This window comes from Nocardia sp. bgisy134 (genome assembly GCF_057708325.1).
Map to the genome: position 1 here is coordinate 58101 of NZ_JBYIRW010000028.1, position 18994 is coordinate 77094.

16 protein-coding genes are annotated in these 18994 nt (G+C 70.4%); 10 read left to right on the top strand and 6 right to left on the bottom strand.

Features of this window, described 5'->3' with window-relative positions; translation table 11 throughout:
* Positions 1 to 63: 63 nt before the first annotated feature.
* Complete coding sequence (locus tag AC3ERS_RS33785) at positions 64 to 1284, top strand: serine hydrolase domain-containing protein (RefSeq protein ID WP_431972215.1); 1221 nt, start codon at positions 64 to 66, stop codon at positions 1282 to 1284.
* Between the two features lie 75 nt (positions 1285 to 1359).
* On the opposite strand, the gene ilvA is transcribed toward AC3ERS_RS33785, so the two are convergent.
* Both ilvA and AC3ERS_RS33795 read right to left on the bottom strand, forming a co-directional pair.
* Positions 1360 to 2694 (bottom strand): threonine ammonia-lyase IlvA, encoded by a 1335-nt coding sequence (gene ilvA, locus AC3ERS_RS33790; protein WP_431972216.1) that lies wholly within the window; start codon positions 2692 to 2694, stop codon positions 1360 to 1362.
* Between the two features lie 86 nt (positions 2695 to 2780).
* Positions 2781 to 3215 (bottom strand): nitroreductase family deazaflavin-dependent oxidoreductase, encoded by a 435-nt coding sequence (locus tag AC3ERS_RS33795; protein WP_431972217.1) that lies wholly within the window; start codon positions 3213 to 3215, stop codon positions 2781 to 2783.
* 87 nt (positions 3216 to 3302) lie between these two features.
* Between AC3ERS_RS33795 and AC3ERS_RS33800 the strand changes: the two genes are divergently transcribed.
* Complete coding sequence (locus AC3ERS_RS33800; RefSeq protein ID WP_431972218.1) at positions 3303 to 3542, top strand: hypothetical protein; 240 nt, start codon at positions 3303 to 3305, stop codon at positions 3540 to 3542.
* Positions 3543 to 3738: 196 nt separating this feature from the next.
* Here AC3ERS_RS33800 and AC3ERS_RS33805 read toward each other — a convergent pair whose 3' ends face one another.
* Complete coding sequence (locus AC3ERS_RS33805) at positions 3739 to 6444, bottom strand: helix-turn-helix transcriptional regulator (RefSeq protein WP_431972219.1); 2706 nt, start codon at positions 6442 to 6444, stop codon at positions 3739 to 3741.
* A 126-nt stretch (positions 6445 to 6570) separates the two neighbouring features.
* Here AC3ERS_RS33805 and AC3ERS_RS33810 point away from each other — a divergent pair, with 126 nt between their 5' ends.
* From AC3ERS_RS33810 to AC3ERS_RS33825, 4 genes are all read left to right on the top strand, one after another.
* Positions 6571 to 6927 (top strand): nuclear transport factor 2 family protein, encoded by a 357-nt coding sequence (locus AC3ERS_RS33810; RefSeq protein WP_431972220.1) that lies wholly within the window; start codon positions 6571 to 6573, stop codon positions 6925 to 6927.
* Positions 6928 to 6972: 45 nt separating this feature from the next.
* Complete coding sequence (locus AC3ERS_RS33815) at positions 6973 to 7395, top strand: hypothetical protein (protein ID WP_431972221.1); 423 nt, start codon at positions 6973 to 6975, stop codon at positions 7393 to 7395.
* A 173-nt stretch (positions 7396 to 7568) separates the two neighbouring features.
* A complete protein-coding gene (locus AC3ERS_RS33820; RefSeq protein WP_431972222.1) occupies positions 7569 to 8390 on the top strand; it encodes a methyltransferase domain-containing protein in 822 nt (273 codons plus the stop codon).
* 224 nt (positions 8391 to 8614) lie between these two features.
* The gene (locus AC3ERS_RS33825) at positions 8615 to 9880 is read left to right on the top strand and encodes a T6SS phospholipase effector Tle1-like catalytic domain-containing protein (RefSeq protein WP_431972223.1); all 1266 of its coding nucleotides are present in this window, start codon (positions 8615 to 8617) and stop codon (positions 9878 to 9880) included.
* Here the strand turns inward: AC3ERS_RS33825 and treY are convergent.
* From treY to AC3ERS_RS33840, 3 genes are read right to left on the bottom strand one after another with little or no spacing between them, the layout of a single operon-like run.
* Positions 9773 to 12223, bottom strand: coding sequence for a malto-oligosyltrehalose synthase (gene treY / locus AC3ERS_RS33830; RefSeq protein WP_431972224.1), 2451 nt, complete (start codon positions 12221 to 12223; stop codon positions 9773 to 9775). The genes AC3ERS_RS33825 and treY overlap by 108 nt on opposite strands.
* Complete coding sequence (gene glgX / locus AC3ERS_RS33835; protein ID WP_431972225.1) at positions 12220 to 14340, bottom strand: glycogen debranching protein GlgX; 2121 nt, start codon at positions 14338 to 14340, stop codon at positions 12220 to 12222. The genes treY and glgX overlap by 4 nt, the downstream gene beginning before the upstream one ends.
* A gap of 53 nt (positions 14341 to 14393) precedes the next feature.
* Complete coding sequence (locus AC3ERS_RS33840; RefSeq protein WP_431972226.1) at positions 14394 to 14927, bottom strand: cupin domain-containing protein; 534 nt, start codon at positions 14925 to 14927, stop codon at positions 14394 to 14396.
* A gap of 29 nt (positions 14928 to 14956) precedes the next feature.
* Between AC3ERS_RS33840 and AC3ERS_RS33845 the strand changes: the two genes are divergently transcribed.
* The 4 genes from AC3ERS_RS33845 (at position 14957) to bioD (ending at position 18733) form a co-directional block, all read left to right on the top strand.
* Entirely contained in the window at positions 14957 to 15412 is a 456-nt protein-coding gene (locus tag AC3ERS_RS33845) for a MarR family winged helix-turn-helix transcriptional regulator (RefSeq protein ID WP_431972227.1), read from the top strand.
* 99 nt (positions 15413 to 15511) lie between these two features.
* Complete coding sequence (locus AC3ERS_RS33850) at positions 15512 to 16804, top strand: adenosylmethionine--8-amino-7-oxononanoate transaminase (RefSeq protein WP_431972228.1); 1293 nt, start codon at positions 15512 to 15514, stop codon at positions 16802 to 16804.
* A 26-nt stretch (positions 16805 to 16830) separates the two neighbouring features.
* Positions 16831 to 17985, top strand: a complete 1155-nt coding sequence (locus AC3ERS_RS33855) for an 8-amino-7-oxononanoate synthase (RefSeq protein ID WP_431972229.1) — start codon at positions 16831 to 16833, stop codon at positions 17983 to 17985.
* A gap of 73 nt (positions 17986 to 18058) precedes the next feature.
* Positions 18059 to 18733: a dethiobiotin synthase gene (bioD, locus tag AC3ERS_RS33860; protein ID WP_431972230.1), complete on the top strand. Its 675-nt coding sequence runs from the start codon at positions 18059 to 18061 to the stop codon at positions 18731 to 18733.
* Positions 18734 to 18994: the final 261 nt, after the last annotated feature.

Sequence of the window (18994 nt, forward strand, 5' to 3'; positions counted from 1 at the left end):
GTACGTCAACTGTCCCGGACAGGACCATTGCCCTGGTGTGACCGTCGCCATTACCTTGGAGTGATGAGCAACGTGGCTTCAGTCGGCGGCAGCGCCGCCGCCGAATTCGGACCTCTGGTACGCGCTTTCACCAGAGCGTTCGGACATCGTCGCGGCGCGGGCGGTGCGCTGGCGGTGCATTTGAACGGCGAACCCCTCGTCGACATCTGGGTCGGCGCCGCGGGCGAGCAGGACTGGACCCACGAGACCGGCTCGATCATCTTCTCCGCCACGAAGGGCATCACCGCCACCGTCATCCACCGGCTGGCCGACCGCGGCCTGCTCGACTACAACGCTCCCGTCGCCGAATACTGGCCGGAGTTCGCCGCCAACGGCAAGGGCGGGATCACCGTGCGCCAGGTGATGACGCACAGCGCGGGCCTCTCGGCGCTGGCGCCGATCGCGAAGTCCCCGGACGACATCCTCGACCACGAGCTCATGGAGCGGCGCCTGGCCGCCGCCACACCGGATCGGCTACTCGGCGTGCCGACCTATCACGCGCTCACCTACGGCTGGCTGCTCGCCGGTCTGGCTCGCGGGATCACCGGGAAGAGCATGGGCGAGCTGTTCCGCACCGAGGTGTCCGAGCCGCTCGGCATCGACGGGCTGCACCTGGGTCTGCCGCCTGTCGAGTCCGGCACGGTGTACGCGCCGTTGGCGGGCGGCCAGCTCAGCCTGCTCGGCAAGCCGCTCGGTTCGCTCCTGCTGCGCCGCAGTCACCTCATTCCCGGCGCACTCGGCGCGGTCACCCGCTGCCTGTTCCTGCCAGGGCTGGAAGCCATCCTGGAGGGCGACGGCCCGTCCATCCTGCGCACCGAACTTCCCGCGGGCAACGGCGTCGCCACCGCGTCCGCGCTGGCCACCATGTACGGCGCGGTCGCGAGCGGGCAGGCACCCGACGGACGGCCGTTCCTCTCGCGCGCCACGATCGACGAACTGAGCAAGGTGCGCACATACCGCCTCGATCACGCGCTGTTCTACGCGCCGATGATGTGGCATCTCGGCTACCACTCGCTGCCGATGCCGGGCGCTCGCGGCGGTCTCGGCCACCTCGGACTCGGCGGATCGTTCGGCTGGGTCGAACCGCGGCTCGGCCTCTCGGTCGGCTTCGTGCACAACCGGCTCTCGGTGGGTCAGCTGGGCGTCGACCAGTTCTCGGCCATGTGGCTGCTGCCGCTGATGCTCAACTGCCTGCGCGCCACCCGCCGCGTCACCCTCGACGAGACCCGCGACGCGGCGGCCTGACCGCCCGCGCGATCCGGCCGACGCACCGACCGCTACCCGCCCCGCCCGGTCCGCGAACCGGGCGGGGCGGGAGCGTCAGGTCAGATACCGGTAGGCCGGTGAGCCCGGATCCAGCCGTTCGCACTGGATGGGCGAGGCGGCCATGCGTTCCAGGACGGACTCCAGCCCGTCCGGTGTGCCGAGCTCGATGCCGACCAGCGCCGCCCCGGTCTCCCGGTTGTTGCGCTTGACGTACTCGAACAGCGTGATGTCGTCGTCCGGGCCGAGCACCTCGTTGAGGAAGCGGCGCAGCGCGCCGGGCTCCTGCGGGAAGTCGACGAGGAAGTAGTGCTTGAGCCCGCGGTGCACCAGGGATCGCTCGATGATCTCGCCGTAGCGCGACACGTCGTTGTTGCCGCCCGACACCAGGCACACCACCGTCGAGCCCGGCGGCACGGTGATCTCGGCGAGCGCGGCCACCGCGAGCGCGCCCGCGGGTTCGGCGATGATGCCCTCGTTCTGGTACAGGTCGAGCATGGTGGTGCAGATCGCGCCCTCGTCGACCTGGAGCATGCGGAAAGTGCCTGCGCCGCTACGAGATTCGGACTGGGTCAGCAGAGGCAGCGAGGCGTGCGAGACCACCCGGCCGCCGAAGCCCGCGACCGCGGCGTAGGGCACCGCGCCGATCCTGCGCACCGCGGCGCCGTCGACGAACGGATCGATCTCCGGCAGCGTCACCGGCCCGCCCGCGACCAGCGCCGCGGTCATCGAGGCGGCGCCCGCCGGTTCGGCGCCGAGGATGCCGGTCTTCGGCGCCCGCGCGCGCAGGTAGGTGCCCACGCCCGCCAGGCAGCCGCCGCCGCCCACCGGGACGACCACCAGGTCGGGCGCGGCGCCCAGCTGCTCGAGGATTTCGGCGGCGATGGTGCCCTGCCCTGCGGCGGTGCGCGTGTCGTCGAACGGGGGCACCATGGTCGCGCCGGTGCGTTCGACGTCGGCGGCCGCCGCGCCCGCGGCGGCGTCGTAGGTCTCGCCGACGGCGATCAGCTCGACGAACTCGCCGCCGTGCACCCGGATCCGGTCGCGCTTCTGCTTGGGGGTGGTGGTGGGCACGTAGATGCGGCCGGTGATGCCCATGGCCTTGCACGCGAAGGCGACGCCCTGGGCGTGGTTGCCCGCGCTCGCCGCGACGACGCCCGCGGCGCGCTCCTCGGCGCTCAGCTGGACGATGAGGTTGTAGGCGCCGCGCAGCTTGTAGGAGCGCACGGCCGTGAGGTCCTCGCGCTTCAGGTAGACCTGCGCGCCGGTCAGTTCGGACAGTCGCGGGCTGAGCTGGAGCGGGGTCGGCTCGATAATGTCGGAAATTCGCTTGGCGGCGGCATCGATCTCGTCCGCAGTGAGCGCGGGACGAGAGGAAAACTGCTGATCCATTACATCAAGCGGATTGGACACTCGAAATATGCTGCCACCCGCCGCGACGCGAGGTCGCGGCGGGTGGGGCGGTCGAGGGTCTCGGGTCACCGCGGGGTGAGTACGAAAACGGGGATCTGGCGGGAGGTCTTCGTCTGGTAGTTCGCGTAATCGGGCCACGCTTCGACGGCGCGATCCCACCACAGCTTCTTCTCCTCGCCGAACACCTCGCGCGCGATGTAGTCCTTGGAGACCTCGCCGTCGCGCAGTTCGACATGCGGTTCGGCCTTGACGTTGTGGTACCAGACCGGATGCTTGGGCGCGCCGCCCAGCGAAGCGACCACGGCGTACTCGCCGTCGTGCTCGACTCGCATCAGCGGTGTCTTGCGCAGCTTGCCGGTCTTCGCCCCCTTGGTCGTCAGCAGGACGACTGGCTTGCCCATTATCGACGTGCCCGCGGTACCGCCGGAACCCTCGTAGGTCTCGGCCTGCTTGCGGGCCCAGTCGGACGTGCTCGGTGCGTACTCTCCGGTTAGTGGCATACGACCGGCAACACCGCACCCGCCGCCGGTGTTCCCGACCGGAAATGTTCGGTGGCCCGAAATTCGCCTTCCGTATATCCTGATGCCATGGCAACGGCTCACCCCACCACCGTGGACATCGCGGGTACCGCGTGGCCCGTGTACAAGCTCGAGGCGCTGGCCGCCGGGCTGGTGGCGGGTGTGCTGCTCTTGCTCATCACGGGCGCGCCGCAGGTCGCCGTGCTGGCGGCGGCCGCGATCACGGCGCTGCGCTGGACGCTCGGTTATGTGACAACGCGACGCGACGCCGGGGTGCTCCGGCACCGGCGGGCGCTGTCCGCGCACTAGATCGCGCGACGCCTGTCGCGGCATCCCAGCTCCCGATCGACACCGGATGCTGCCGGTCGAAGCCGTCGATTCGATCCCGGTCGTTTCGCTGTCCGCGTCGCCCGCCCCCTGCACGATCGGTCCGCGTCCGATGATCGGTGTCGGCTGAACGGTCCGTGGCCAGTGCTGGTATCGGCGTCCACTGTCCGTCCGTGGATCACTCCGCGTCCAACGGCAGCGCCGCCAGTTCCCCGCGCGAGACCACCCCCAGCTTCGGATACGCCTTGTACAGGTGATGGCCGACCGTTCGCGGGCTCAGGAACAGCTGCGCCGCGATGTCCCGGTTCGTCATTCCCTGCGCCGCGAGTCGCACGATCTGCAATTCCTGCGGGGTGAGCGCGGCGAGTACTCCCGACCCCGCCCGCGCGGCCGCGCCGACGCCGAGCGCACCGAGTTCGACGCGGGCGCGCTCGGCCCACGGCGCGGCATCCAGGCGTTGGAAGGTCTCCATGGCCGGTTGCAGCTGGGTCCGCGCGTCCACCTTGCGGCGATTGCGACGCAGCCATTCCCCGTAGAGCAATTGCGTGCGGGCGCGCTCGAACGGGCGGCCGCCGAGCTCGAGCGAGGTTCGGAAGTGCTCCTCGGCCCGGTCGTCCGGACCGAGCAGCGCGCGAGCGCGGGCGGCGAGCGCGCCGACCCAGTCCTGCCGCGAGGCCTCGGCCCAGCCGTCGAGGCGATCGAGCGCGTCGCCCGCGCGGGCCGGATCGGCGAGCCGCACCGCGGCTTCCACGAGATCGGGCAGCGAGCGCAGCCCGATGACCATGTGCCGGAACGGTTCCTCGGTCAGCGTCTCGAAACGGGACATGGCGCTGTCCACCCGGCCGAGGCCGAGGTCGAGCAGACCGAGCGCCGCGTGCGCCCAGCTCGCGCCGGGTGCGTCGGCGCCGCCGAACTCCTCGGCCAGTGCGCGGTCGGCCGCCGCACGGCAGGTCGCTTCGTCGCCGCCCAGCGCCGCGAGATAGGCGAGACAGGCGGAAAGCTGACTCACCCAGTGGCCCTGTCCGATGTCCTCGGCGATCCGCGCGCCCTCGGTGGCGACGACCAACGCCTCGCGCGGCCTGCCGAGGAATGTCTCGGCCTCGGCGCGAAAGAACAGCAGCGTCGGGAGCGGGCCGATCCGGCCCTGATCGCGGCAGTCCGCGACGAGATCCGCCGCCAGTTCCGTCACCTGTTCGTCGTGTCCGATCACGAGCCCGACGCCGCACAGCTGTACCAGGTCTCGCGCGTCCACCCCCGTGGCGCGGGCCGCGTCGACCGTCGCGCGCAGCTCGGCGCGAAATCGCCCGTGCACGCCGTCGAGCACGTAACCGGTGGTGTGCGACAGCGAATCGTCCTCGGGCAGCGGCAAGGTCGCGAGGCGCTCGGTGACCTCGCCGAGCTCCTCGTCCCCGAGATACCACGCGGTGTGCACCGCGACGGTCAGGATGCGCGCCGCGAGCAGCGGTTCCCGTCGCGCCGCGTCGGCCGCAGCGACGAGTCGCCGGTGCGCGGGAAGCCGTTTGCCCGCACCGAATTCCGCGAGACCGCGGACCAGGTCGAGCCGGGCGGCCAGCAGCGGGTCGGTGGTCTGCGCCGCGGCGCGCTCGGCCAGCCGGTCGGCCAGTTCGTGCATGCCCGTCTCGCCCGCGGTCTCGGCGGCGAGCACCAGCCTGCCCACCCGCGCCGCGGGATCGGTGCTCAGCGCGGCCGCGCGCTCGTAGGCGGCCACCGCGCCGTGATAGCCGCTGCGGGCGCGCGCCCGGTCCGCCGTGTCGGCCAACGCGGCGGCGACGGCCTCGTCCGGTCCGGTGGCCGCCGAGGCCAGGTGCCAGGCGCGCAGGTCGGCATCCTCCGGCGCGGTGAGCGTCGCGGCCAGCGCGGCGTGCGCCGCGAGCCGCTGGGCCAGCGGCGCGCCCTGGTAGATCGCCGAACGCAGCAGCGGATGACGGAACGTGAGCGCCCGGCCGTCGGTGTGCACCAGCCCGCCGTCCTCGGCCGGTTGCAGGTCCGCGAGGCCCGCCCCAAGCGTCGCCGCCGCGCGCAGCACCGGATCCACCTCGGCCGTACCCGCCGCCGCGGCGACCAGCAGCAGTGTCCTCGTGCCCGCGGGCAGCCTGCTCACCCGGCCGTAGAAGGCGACCTGGAGGCGTTGGGTGAGCGGCAGCGGATTCGGCCCCGCGTCGGCGGACTCGGCGGCCAGCACCGCGGGCAGTTCCCGCAGCGCCAGCGGGTTGCCGCCCGCCTCGGTGAGCAGCCGGTAGCGCAGCGTGGGGGCGAGATCCGGCGTGCCCGCGTCCACCAGCGCGGCGGCCGCGTCCTGGCGCAGCGCGGTGACCTCCAGCTCCGGCAGACCCGGCGCGGGGAAATCGTGCGCGCCCGCCCGGGTCGCGAAGATCATCGCCACGCCCTCCGCGTCCAAGCGGCGCGCCGCGAAGAGCAGGGTCTCCGCGGTCGCGCGGTCCAGCCAGTGCGCGTCGTCGATCAGGCACAGCAGCGGCCCCTCGGCGGCCTCCTCGGCCAAGAGCGAGAGCACCGCGAGACCGATGAGCAGCCGGTCGCCCGGTTCCTGCGCGCCCAGCCCGAACGCGCCACGCAGTGCCGCGCGCTGGCGCTCGGGCAGCGTGTCCACCAGCGCCATACCGGGGCGCACCAGCAGGTGCAGCCCGGCGAAGGGCAGCTCGGCCTCCGACTCGACGCCCGCGCTGCGCACCGACGGAATGCCTTGCGCGGCAGCGTAATCCAGCAGCGCGGTCTTGCCGATGCCGGCCTCGCCGCGCAGCACGAGGACGCCGCTGCGACCCTCCCGAGCGTCGGCGAGCAGTCGATCGATGCGGGCCTGATCGGCCTCGCGTCCGTGCAGCATCCGTTCACCGTAACCGGTCACCGACGGGCGTCACCTACGTCATCGGTCGCCGAAAGTACTGATACGTGACTGATTCGGGGCCCCCTCGCCTCGCCATACCTTGTTCTCACGGCGCAAGACAGCGCAGCAGAAACAAGGGAGAAAACGATGAACGACCTGGTCGCGCAGTACCTGGAGATCTGGAACACCACCGACGCCGCCGCCCGCTCGGCCGCGATCGCCCGGGTGTTCACCGACGAGCCCAGCTACGTCGATCCGCTCATGGCCGTCACCGGCCGCGCGGCGCTGGACGCGGGCATCGCCGCGGTGCAGGCCCAGTTCCCTGGCATGGTGTTCCGGCTGGCCGGACCGGTCGACGGACACCACGACCAGGTGCGTTTCACCTGGGAGCTGGGTCCGGCCGACGGCCAGGCGCTGGTGGTCGGCTTCGACGTCGCGGTACTCGACGAGGGCCGCATCGCGCAGGTGTACGGCTTCCTCGACAAGGTCCCGGCCGTCGCCTGACCCCGCCATTGCTCGCAAAACCCTTATCCAGAAAAGAGATTCGCCATGACCACCACCACCGCCCCCGGCTACCTGTCCACCCTGCTCGCCCCCGGCGACAAGCTGTTGCGTACCTCGTTGCGCCTGGACGCCGTGATCACCGGTGTGAACGGCCTGGCCTACCTGGCGCTGTCGGGTCCGCTGGAGTCGCTGCTCGGCCTCGACAGCCGCCTCGGTATCCCGATCGGCGTCTTCCTGACCCTCTACGGCATCGGCGTCGCTCTGGTCGGGGCGACCGCGTCGATCAACCGCACCGCGGCACGCGCGGTGATCGGCCTGAACGCCGCCTGGGTCGTGGTCAGCCTCGCCGCGCTGATCGAGGGCGCGCTCGACCTGAACGCGGTCGGTTCGGTCTGGACGGTCATGCAGGCCGGGACGGTCGGCGGCTTCGCCGCACTGCAATACCTGGGCCTGCGCAAGGCCCACTGACCGCAAAACCCCTCTCCGACAACACCACACGGCCCCGGCTCCCCGCCGGGGCCGTAGTCGTGAGCCGTCTCTGCACGCAGGCTTCACACGCCTCGCGCAGGTTGCGATCTCTGCGAAGCGCGCCGAAGGTCGGTGCAGGTCGGAGCCGGGTCAAGGGGGGTAGCGTCGGGTGCATGGCACAGGGACCCGTCGAGGCGAACGCCCCTTCCTTTCACGTGGACCGGATCGATGCCGGTCGGATCGACCAGTTGGTCGGGATTCTGGACGTGCAGGCGGAGCTGCCGGGAATCCGGCGGATGCGGGACTGGGCGCACGAGGCGCTGGCGGTGCGGGCGGGGGAGCGGGCCCTCGATATCGGGGCGGGCACGGGGTCGGAGGCGATGGTCTTCGCCGAGCGGGTGGGCGAGGGCGGCGCCGCGGTCGGGCTGGATCCGAACCCGATGATGCTGGCGATCGCCCGGCGGCGGGCCGAGGCGGCCGAATCGGCCGCGCGGTTCGTGCACGGTTCGGTCTATCACCTCCCGTTTCCGGACGCGTCCTTCGATGTCGTCCGCTGCGAGCGCGTCTACCAGCATCTCGACGATCCCGCCGCGGCCACCGCCGAGATCGCCAGGGTGCTGCGGCCCGGCGGCCGCGTCCTGCTGATCGACAGCGACTGGTACACCGCCATCACCCACCCCGGCGATCCGGAGGTCGTGGCCGCTCTGGCCGCCGCGATGCTGGCCGAGACGCCCAACCCCGCGTCCGGCCGGAGGCTGCACGGGCTGCTCGCGGCCGCCGGTTTCGCCGTCGACGACCAGGGATCGGAGGCGGTGGTCTGGGACCCGGTGACGGCGCGGCCGCTCTTCCAGCAGATGAACGAGCAGGCCGTGCAGCAGGGCACGGTCACCCGCCAGGAGTACGACCGATTGATCGCCGATCTCGACGCGGGCATCGCGCGCGGCGACTTCCACTTCTCGGTCACGATGTTCGCGGTACTCGCGCACAAGGCCTAGAGCTTCCGACCGAAGGCGGTCCGCCGACCGCGCACGGCCGGAGCGAAGGCGATTCATCCGTCTCTGAGTAGCCCGCACCGAAAAGTCCCGGCTCGACCGGGGCTTCTTTCGTCGAAACGCGTTGAAAGACAGCGTTTTCATTAACGGCCGCCGGCACCTGGGCGATGATTCGAGTAGTCCAGTACGCGGGTTTCCTACGCGAATTCGAGGGGAGAATTTCGCCCATGAAACGCCTGGTGGTTTGTTGCGACGGCACCTGGAAGGCCGAGAACAGCAGCACCGTATCGAACATCGTCAAAATCGCACAGACCGTCCGCATGGAGGCCCCCGGGCCCGACGGGCAGCCGGTCCGCCAGCACGTGATCTACGTATCCGGCCCCGGCGCAAGAGGTTTCACCGCGGACCGGCTCATCGGCGGCGCCTTCGGCTTGGGCCTGGAGGCGAATCTGTCCGCCGCCTACTGGCAGGTGGCCGTCAACTGGGAGCCCGGCGACGAGCTGTACATCTTCGGCTTCAGCCGCGGCGCGTACACCGCGCGCAGCCTGGTCGGCCTGATCGACTGCATCGGCATCATGAAGCCCGATTCGATGATCGCCGGAAACTACCCGAAGGCGTTCAAGATGTACCGGCGCCGCGCCCGCAACAAGGTGATGTGGTGGCGCAAACCGCCCACTGACAAGGAGGTGCGCGCCTTCCGCCGCGAGCACAGCCATCGCAGGCGGGTCATCGACTTCATCGGCGTGTTCGACACCGTCGGCGCGCTCGGCGTCCCCGGCCTGACCTCCTGGCGGCACCGCTTCCATGACGTCAAACTTTCGCCGCGGGTCCTGTGCGCGCGCCAAGCCCTCGCCATCGACGAGCGGCGGCGCAACTTCGAGCCTTGCCTCTGGGAGGTGCCGGTCGAACTCGGCATCAAGTACCGCCGGATCAAGGACCGCAAGGCCGACCGCGTCAAGCAGGTCTGGTTCGAGGGCGTGCACAGCGACATCGGCGGCGGCTACGACCAGTGCGGGTTGTCCGACATCACGCTCCGCTGGATGGTCGCCGAGGCCGAGGCCGAGGGACTCGCGTTCAACAGGGAACTGCTCGGGGAACTGGCGGCCAAGTGCGCGGGCAAGGAAGACCACATGGAGCGGCACAAGTCGCTCGGTCCCGGCTTCGCCCTGCTCAACATGGTGCGCACCGTCCGAAGCCCGATGCGGCCCAGGTTCTACCTGAACTCGCTGCGGCGGCTCCGGCTGCCGGCGGACAACGGCGTGCTGCTCGCCTCGACGGTGCACGACAAGGCCGAGTACCGGCCGCACAACCTGCGGCACTGGCAGCAGGACCTGGGCGGGAAGTTCCCGGCCGAGCTGATCGAGAAGATCGGCCCGCCCGACGCCTCAACGCACCAGCAGGGCGACGGGGAGCCGAGCGAACAGCTTCTCCAAGCGCGCCCGCCCCTGGAAGGTGTGGCCGGTGAGCCGGTCGGTCCAGTTGCCCTGCGGTAGATCGAGCGCGGTGTCGCTCCAGCCGGAGTCGGTCAGGCCGACACTGTGCCTGGTGGTCGCGACGATCACCTCGGGCGGCTCGCCGACCCGCCCGCGCGCGTACGACACCAGCCGGGCCGCCTGCTCGCCGGTGGCGAACAGCGGGAGGTAGGCGCCGCCGACGAAGCAGTCGGGACGCTCCCTGCGCAGCCACAGCGCGTAGGCGACGATCCACATCTTCGCCGCCCCGGAGGTGTCCAAAGCCGGTGTGCCGGTGAGCGATTGCAGCATGCCGGTGCGCGCGGGGAAGTCGACAGGACGGCGGTTGTCCGGGTCGACCAGCGAGTCCTCCCACAGCTCGCAGCCCTGGTACACGTCGGGGATGCCCGGCCCGCACAGCTGAAGCAGCTTCTGCGCCAGCGCGTCCGACCAGGCGTGCGGCGCCAGGTCGTGTACCAGGTCGCCCAGTTCCGCGCCGACGGGGCCGTCGATCACCACGTCCATCCAGCTGTGCACGGCCGCCTCGAACTCGGCGTCCGGCTCCTCCCACGAGGTGCGGGTGCCCGCCTCGCGCATCGCCTTCTCCGCGAACAGATGCAGACGCTCGCGCAGTCCCGGCACCGAGGAGGCCGGGCGGCCGTCGGCGGGCCAGACGCCGAACATGTTCTGCAACACGAACAGTGCCGTCGCGCCGTCCGGCGGGGGCGTATTGTCCAGCCAGGTCTCGACCGAGCGCGCCCAGGTCCGCGCGACCTGGGAGAGCACCCCGATCCTGGCACGCACGTCCTCGCCGCGCTTGGTGTCGTGGGTGGACAGCGTGGTCATCGTGGCGGGCCAGCGCTGGGCGCGCTCGAGGTTGGCGAGGTGGAATTCGTTGAGCGAATGACCGAATCGGGCCGGATTGCCGCCCACCTCTTGCAGCGAGGCCAGCCGCGCCGCCTGATAGAACATGGTGTCCTCGACGGCCTTCGCGGTGATCGCGCCGCCCACCTGGTTGAACCGGGCGGCCGCCTCCGCACCGACGGCCAGTGCGGTCACCAGCACGTTCAGCGGCGCGGTGAGCTCGCTGTTGCGCTTCTCCACCTCGGCGATCACCGCACCCGTCATCCCGGCCAGCGGCGCGTAGTCGGCGCGGTAGACCGGCATGAAGGCCAGCACCTCGATGGTGGCGTTGGTCAGCGACATGGTGTCGAAGCTGTCCGCGCGCGCGTCGCGCTTGATCGCGGTCACCAGCCGCCGGATCTCCGGCGCCAGAATGCTTTCGGCGACGGCGCGTTTGATCCGGTGCTCGGTCTCGCCGATCCACGCGCGGTCGCTGCCGTGCCCGGCGAAGCGGCGCGAGAGCTCGGTCAGCGTCTGCTCGCCGTCGGGATCGATGAGCACGCCGCCCAGCCCGGCCAGCGCGTCGTAGCCGGTGGTGCCGTCGATCGGCAGCGTCGCGTCCAGCGGCTCCCGGTTGGCGAGGATCTTCTCCACCAGCAGCAGCCGATCCGGACCGATGAGCTGGCGCAGCCGAGCCAGATACGCGGCGGGATAGGACAATCCGTCCGGATGGTCGACCCGCACGCCGTCGATCAGATCGTGTTCGCACCAGGCCGCGAGTTCGCGGTGGGTGAGGTCGAAGACCTCGGGGTCTTCCTGCCGCACCGCGGCCAGGCTGCTCACCGCGAAGAACCGCCGGTAGGTACACACCCCGGCCTTCCAGCTCACCAGGCGATAGTGCTGCTTGTCGTGGATGCGCAGCGCGTTGTCGCCGTCGGTGCCCGGCGCGATCGGGAAACGCAGATCGTGCAGCGCCAGCATCGGTTCCAGGCCGGACCGGTCCACGCTGAGCGCCGCGGGATCGTTCTCGCTGTGCAGCACCGGCAGCGCGAGTCGCCCGCCCGCGCCGTTGCCCGGGCTCCAGTCGATGTCGAAGAAACGCGCGAACGGCGAGTCCTTGCCGTTGCGCAGCACATCCCACCACCACCGGTTCTGTCGCGGATCGGCGACGCCGACGTGGTTGGGCACCAGATCGACGATGAGGCCCATGCCGCGGGTGCGCACCTCGTCCGAGAGCGCCTTGAGCCCGAGCGGACCGCCGAGCGCCGCCGAGACGGTGCCGGGGTCGGTGACGTCGTAGCCGTGCGTCGAGCCGTGCGCCGCGGTCAGGATCGGCGACAGGTACAGGTGCGAAATGCCGAGCTGCTGAAGGTATTCCGCGATCGCCCTGGCGTCGGCGAAGGTGAGCGCGTCAGGCCGGAGTTGCAGCCGGTAGGTGCTGCGCACGGGGGTCTGCCGCGCCAGTGCGCGTCCGCGGGCGATGGGGTCGGTGTGATGTGTCGGAGTCGGTGTGTTGGATGCGGTCATATGGGTGTCGGTCATGCGGGGCAGCGGAGGACGAGCAGACAACGGGCGGGGACGGTGAGGGTGGCGGCGGCCGGATAGTCGGCCTCGGCGCGGCCGTCGGGCGTCGAGCAGTCCAGCGCCACCGTCCACGGACCTCCGTAATCGGTGCCGGGTATGGCGAAATCGAGCGCCGAATCGTGGGCGTTGAAGCACAGCAGGAACGAATCGTCGGTGATGCGCTCACCGCGCGGACCCGGCTCGGGGATGCCGTCACCGTTCAAATAGACCGTGAGCGCCTTGCCGAAGCCGCTGTCCCAGTCCGCGTCGGTCATCTCCTCGCCCGACGGGGTCAGCCAGGCGATGTCTCGCGCGTGCTCCTTGGCGCGAACCGGTTGTCCCGCGAGGAACCTGCGCCGCCGGAAGACCGGATGCCGGGTCCGCAGCGCGATCACCGAGCGCGTGAACTCCAGCAGATCGGCATTGGTCTCGGCCAGCGACCAGTCCATCCAGGACAGCGGCGAATCCTGGCAGTACACATTGTTGTTGCCCTGCTGGCCGCGGCCCATCTCGTCGCCGTGGGCCAGCATGGGGGTGCCCTGGCTCAGCACCAGCGTGGCCAGCAGATTGCGAGTCTGCTTGGCGCGCAGTGCATTGATCTCCGGGTCGTCGGTCGGGCCCTCGACGCCGCAGTTCCAGGATCGGTTGTAGCTCTCCCCGTCACGATTGCCCTCGCCGTTGGCCTCGTTGTGCTTCTCGTTGTAGGACACCAGATCCCGCAGCGTGAACCCGTCGTGCGCGGTGACGAAGTTGATGCTCGCGCTCGGCCTGCGCCCGGTCGCCTCGTAGAGATCCGACGAGCCGGTGAGCCGAGAGGCGAACTCGCCCAAGGTGGCAGGCACACCGCGCCAGTAGTCGCGGACGGTGTCGCGGTACTTGCCGTTCCACTCCGTCCACAGTCCGGGGAAATTGCCCACCTGGTAGCCGCCCTCGCCGACGTCCCACGGCTCGGCGATCAGCTTGACCTGGCTCACCACCGGATCCTGTTGCACCAGATCGAAGAACGTCGAAAGGCGGTCCACGTCGTGCAGTTCGCGGGCCAGGGTGGCGGCCAGATCGAAACGGAAGCCGTCGACGTGCATGTCCAGAATCCAGTACCGCAGCGAGTCCATGATCAGCTGCAAGGTGTGCGGATGCCGCACGTTGAGGCTGTTCCCGGTGCCGGTGTAATCCATGTAGCGCCCCGGATCACCGTCCAGCAGACGGTAGTACGCGGCGTTGTCGATGCCGCGGAACCCGAGCGTCGGCCCGAGGTGATTGCCTTCGGCGGTGTGGTTGTAGACCACGTCGAGGATCACCTCGATGCCCTCGGCGTGCAGCGCGCGCACCATCGCCTTGAACTCGGTCACCGCGGCGCCGCCGCGCGGGCTGGCCGCGTACTCGTTGTGCGGCGCGAGATAGCCGAAGCTGTTGTAGCCCCAGTAGTTTCGCAGGCCCTGGTCGAGCAGCACCCGGTCGTGCAGGAACTGGTGCACCGGCATCAGCTCGATCGCGGTGATGCCGAGGCTCTTCAGGTGCTCGACGACGGCCGGGTGCGCGATGCCCGCGTAGGTGCCGCGCAGTTCCTCCGGCACCTCGGGATGGGTCATCGTCATGCCCTTGACGTGCGCCTCGTAGATGACCGTTTCGTGGTAGGGCCGGTTCGGCGCGCGGTCGGAGCCCCAGTCGAAGAACGGGTTGATCACCACGCCGGTCATGGTGTGGCCCAGCGAATCCAGGCCGTGCGTATAGAGAGACGGGTCGTTGTCGAATTCGCCGTCGAACGCCTTGCCGTACGGGTCGAGCAGCAGTTTGCTCGGATCGCAGCGCAGGCCGCGGTCCGGGTCGTAGGGGCCGTGCACGCGAAAGCCGTAGCGCTGGCCGGGCCCGAGGGTCGGCAGGTAGGCGTGCCAGACGTAGCCGTCGACCTCGTCGAGCGCGACCCGGGTCTCCGTGCCGTCCTTGGCGATCAGGCACAGCTCGACGGCCTCGGCGACCTCGGAGAAGACCGAGAAGTTGGTTCCTGCGCCGTCGTAGGTCGCCCCGAGGGGGTAGGCGGTGCCTGGCCAGACACCTAGTGGTGTCACCTCGCCGGGCGCTGCGTCGGGCTGAGCCATGGCAACGACAGTAGCGTGAGGCATACGGCAGGGCGGCGCACGGCCGCGCTGTCTCATTCGGCGGGCAGCCAGCGGCGCTCGTAACCGGCGCGCCGCGCGATCCGGGCCGATCCACCCAGCAGCGCCCGCTGTACCCACGCCGGAATGCCCGCGAGATAACCGTCCTGATAGTCCCAGAGCAACGCCAGTGCCAGCGGGTCGCGCGGCACCCGTCCCACGGTGGTCTTGCCCGCCGCGTCGAGCGCGCACCAGAGCCGGAACATGTCCCAGTGCCGCAGCGGCGGGCGGATCTCGTGGTCGAACCGGGTGTCGGGCGCCTCGCTCCAGAATTCGTGCACGGCGCGCGGCGGGGCGGTCACCGTGTCGCCGGGGTTCGCGACGATCTCGACACCGTCGACACGGAAGCGCAGACGGCCCTCCCGCACGGTCCAGCTCTCGGCGAGCTCGGGATGCCAGTGCGGCCCCGCCTGCCGCTCGACCGTGCGCACCAGGTGTTCCAGCCGCAAATACGGTCCGCGGTCGTCTATCCCGCGATCTACGAGGGTGATTCGGTGGCCGTTGGCGAAGGTGAGGACGGTGTCGCGCATACTCCAGATATAAAGGTAACCTTCATAATGTGTCAACGCCCGATACCTTGCTGAAGCTGCTCGTCCAGGCCGCAGGCGCCTACGAAAAGGCGCTAGATCGCGAACTGCGCGCCGAACTCGACCCGGAACTGCGGCCCGCTCACTACGCGGTCTTCCGTCATCTGGATCCGGAGGGCTCGCGGATCACAGCGTTGGCCGAAGCCGCGGGCATGACGCAGCAGTCGATGGGGGAGTTGGTGACGCATCTGGAGCGCTGCGGTTATGTCGAGCGCACGGTCGATCCGTCCGACCGTCGAGCCCGCGTGGTCGTCACCACCGCGGCCGGGCGTCGCGCGCTCGCCCTCGCCGCCGACCGGATCGCAGGCATCGAGCGGATCCTCGTGGCCGACCTCGGAGAAGACGCGGTGCGCAGACTCCGGGCGTCGCTGGCCCGGGTGCCGGTGGTGATCGACGAGGCGATCGGCGGGGATTCGGCAGAGAAGTAGAGCCTCCCGGTCGACGGATTTCGTCCGGCCGCGCACCCTATGCGGAGCTCGGCTGCTAACTTGAACACCGTTCAAGCCTGTCGACCGCGAGGGATTCCTGTGGCACTGACCCCCGACGAGATCACCGCCATCGACGCCGAACACGTCTGGCACCCCTATGGCGGATTCCCGGCCTCGACCGCGCCGCTGGTGGTGGCCGAGGCCTCCGGCGCGCGCCTCACACTGGCCGACGGCCGCGAACTGGTCGACGGCATGAGCTCGTGGTGGGCCGCGGTGCACGGCTACCGGCACCCGGTGCTGGACGCGGCCCTGCTCGCGCAGTCGCAACGGATGAGCCACGTCATGTTCGGCGGGCTCACGCACGAACCGGCCGCGCGCCTGTCCCAGCTGCTCGTCGAGCACACGCCCGCGGGCCTGGAGAAAGTCTTCCTGTGCGATTCCGGCTCGGTCTCGGTCGAGGTCGCCGCGAAGATGTGCCTCCAATACTGGCGCGGCGTCGGCAAACCCGAGAAGCGCCGCCTGCTGACCTGGCGCGGCGGCTACCACGGCGACACCTTCACCCCCATGAGCGTGTGCGACCCCGAGGGCGGCATGCACTCGCTGTGGACCGACGTCCTCGTCGAACAGGTCTTCGTCTCCACGCCGCCGCGCGAGCACCGTGCCGACTACGTGGCCGAACTGGAACGCGCCATCACCGCCCACGCCGGTGAGCTCGCGGCCGTCATCGTGGAGCCGGTCGTGCAGGGCGCGGGCGGCATGCGCTGGCACGATCCGCGCTACCTCGCCGACTTGCGCCGCCTGTGCGACGCCAACGACGTGCTGCTGGTCTTCGACGAGATCGCCACCGGATTCGGCCGCACCGGCGCGTTCTTCGCGGCCGACCACGCGAGCGTAGCCCCGGATGTCCTGTGCGTCGGCAAGGCGCTGACCGGCGGCTACCTGACCCTGGCCGCCACGCTGTGCACCGCGAGGATCGCCGAGACCATCAGCGCGGCGCACGGCGGGCTGATGCACGGGCCCACCTTCATGGGCAACCCCCTGGCCTGCGCGGTGGCCGTCGCGTCGATCGAGTTGCTGCTCTCGCGGGACTGGCGCGCCGAGGTCGGCCGGATCGAGTCCGAGCTCATCGCGGGCTTGGCTCCGGCGCGCGAGCTCCCCGGCGTCGCCGATGTCCGGGTGCTCGGCGCGATCGGCGTCATCGAGCTCGAGCGGCAGGTCGAGATGCGCGCCGCCACCAGGGCCGCGGTCGACGCGGGCGTCTGGCTGCGCCCCTTCCGGAACTTGATCTACACCATGCCGCCGTTCATCAGCAGCGCCGAGGAAGTCGCCACCATCGCCGCCGGAATGTGCGCGGCCGCCGCGGTGCGCAGCCCCGCCGGGCTATCCTCCTGAACGGTGTTCAAGTATGCTGCGGAGCTGTGATTACCGATCCGTTGAGCTGGTTGGACGAACGGGCAGCAGAGCGGGTGACCGCCGGATTGCGCCGGGAACTGCGACCGAGGAAACCGGACACGCCGTCGATCGACCTGGCCTCCAATGACTATCTCGGTCTCACCAGACACCCCGAGGTGATCGAGGGCGCGATCGAGGCCGTGCGGCGCTGGGGCGCCGGATCCACCGGATCGCGGTTGGTCACCGGAACCACGGCCGATCACGAGCGGCTGGAAGCCGAACTCGCCGAATTCGCCGGCGCCGAGGCGGGCCTCGTGTTCGCCTCCGGCTACGCCGCGAACCTCGGCGCGGTCACCGCCCTCGCCGGCCGCGGCGCGCTGATCGTCTCGGACGCGGGAAGTCACGCCTCCCTGGTCGATGCCTGCCGCCTGTCCCGGTCCAGGGTGGAGATCGCCCCGCACTGTGACGTCGACGCCGTGGACCGGCTGCTCGCCGCACGGACCGAACGGCGCGCGCTCGTGCTCACCGATTCCGTCTTCAGCGCCGACGGCGATCTCGCTCCGCTGGCCGAACTGCACCGAGTGACCCGAGCGAACGGCGCGGTCCTGCTCGTCGACGAGGCGCACGGGCTCGGCGTGCGCGGCTTGGGCGGTCGTGGTCTCGTGCACGAACTCGGCCTGGCGGGCGAGCCGGATGTCGTCGTCACCGCGACACTGTCCAAGGCCTTCGCCGCCCAGGGCGGCGCGGTGCTCGCCAGCGAGCGGGTCCGCGCACACCTGATCGACGCGGCGCGCACCTTCATCTTCGACACCGGACTCGCGCCCGCCGCGGTCGGCGCGGCCCGCGCCGCACTGGGATTGCTGCGTCGCGAGCCCGAGATGGCCGCGCGGGTGCTGCACCGCGCCGCGGACATCGCGCGGATCGCGGAGGTGCCCGCGCCCGACTCGGCGGTCGTCTCGGTGGTGCTCGGCGAGGCGCAGGTCGCCTACGACGCGGCCCAGGAATGCCGGGCGCGGGGACTGGACGTCGGATGCTTCCGTCCGCCGTCGGTGCCGGAGGGCACCTCACGCCTGCGGCTCACCGCCCGCGCCAACCTGACGGACGCGGAGCTCGACACCATCGCCGACGTCCTCGGCTCGGTGCTGGCCGAGGCGCGCGGACTGGATGTGGTGCCCGCATGAGAGAGCGCAGCGAGCGAATCATGTGCCAGCCCTATAGGGGCATGCCGGAGCCGAGCGTCAGCGAGGCGGAGGCATGACTCTGCTGCTGATCACCGGAACCTCGACCGACGTCGGCAAGACCGTCGTCACCGCCGCGCTGGCCGCGACCGCGCGCGCCGCCGGACGGTCGGTCGCGGTGTGCAAACCCGCGCAGACCGGCATCGCGCCCGGCGAACCCGGCGATCTCGCCGAGGTCGAGCGGCTCGCGGGCCCGATCAAGACGGTCGAGCTGGCCCGCTACCCCGAGCCGCTCGCCCCGGACACCGCCGCCCGTCGGTGCGGCCAACCGTTGCTGACGCTCGCCGAGACCGTCGCGGCCGTCCGCGCCGTGGACGACGCCGACCTCACCCTCGTGGAGGGCGCGGGCGGGCTGCTCGTGCGGGTCGGCGAATTCACCCTGGTCGACCTGGCCCGTGAACTCGACGCGCCCGTGATCGTCGTTGCCGCCGCCGGACTCGGCACGCTGAATCACAGCGAGCTGACCGTCCGTGCGCTCGAGTCGGCGGGGGTCCGCTGCGCGGGACTGGTGATCGGGGCGTGGCCGGCCGAGCCGGATCTCGCCACCGAATGCAACCGAACCGATCTTCCGCGCGTGACGGGTGTCGATGTGGTCGGCGTGGTCCCCGCGGGCGTGGGCGCGTGGGATCAGGAACGGTTCGTCGCGGCGGCTCCGGGCTGGTTCATTCCGGGTTGGTCCGCGCATCGTTGATCGTTAAGCGTCGATTTACCGCTTCTACCAGCGGATTTGACATCGTGCTCATCGCTACGTAACTTTATCCAGGTCAGAGCGACACGGACACCGACCCGGAGCCGAGAAGCTAAGCCGAAAGGCTGGGCGAGGATCTGGGAAACGAGGTAGGACGAGGAGCGCCTGACGGTCACACTAGCTCGATTGGGACCCCGATTTGGTTTCGGGTTACCGGCCGCGCTAAGCTGTAAAAGTTGCCTCACCGATTGATCGGGGTTAAGC

What these genes read in the sequence shown, in the direction of transcription:
- AC3ERS_RS33785 (WP_431972215.1), top strand. Translation starts at nt 64, where the DNA reads ATGAGCAACGTGGCTTCAGTCGGCGGCAGCGCCGCCGCCGAATTCGGA.
- ilvA (WP_431972216.1), bottom strand. Translation starts at nt 2,694, where the DNA reads ATGGATCAGCAGTTTTCCTCTCGTCCCGCGCTCACTGCGGACGAGATC.
- AC3ERS_RS33795 (WP_431972217.1), bottom strand. Translation starts at nt 3,215, where the DNA reads ATGCCACTAACCGGAGAGTACGCACCGAGCACGTCCGACTGGGCCCGC.
- AC3ERS_RS33800 (WP_431972218.1), top strand. Translation starts at nt 3,303, where the DNA reads ATGGCAACGGCTCACCCCACCACCGTGGACATCGCGGGTACCGCGTGG.
- AC3ERS_RS33810 (WP_431972220.1), top strand. Translation starts at nt 6,571, where the DNA reads ATGAACGACCTGGTCGCGCAGTACCTGGAGATCTGGAACACCACCGAC.
- AC3ERS_RS33815 (WP_431972221.1), top strand. Translation starts at nt 6,973, where the DNA reads ATGACCACCACCACCGCCCCCGGCTACCTGTCCACCCTGCTCGCCCCC.
- AC3ERS_RS33820 (WP_431972222.1), top strand. Translation starts at nt 7,569, where the DNA reads ATGGCACAGGGACCCGTCGAGGCGAACGCCCCTTCCTTTCACGTGGAC.
- AC3ERS_RS33825 (WP_431972223.1), top strand. Translation starts at nt 8,615, where the DNA reads ATGAAACGCCTGGTGGTTTGTTGCGACGGCACCTGGAAGGCCGAGAAC.
- treY (WP_431972224.1), bottom strand. Translation starts at nt 12,223, where the DNA reads ATGACCGACACCCATATGACCGCATCCAACACACCGACTCCGACACAT.
- glgX (WP_431972225.1), bottom strand. Translation starts at nt 14,340, where the DNA reads ATGGCTCAGCCCGACGCAGCGCCCGGCGAGGTGACACCACTAGGTGTC.
- AC3ERS_RS33840 (WP_431972226.1), bottom strand. Translation starts at nt 14,927, where the DNA reads ATGCGCGACACCGTCCTCACCTTCGCCAACGGCCACCGAATCACCCTC.
- bioD (WP_431972230.1), top strand. Translation starts at nt 18,059, where the DNA reads ATGACTCTGCTGCTGATCACCGGAACCTCGACCGACGTCGGCAAGACC.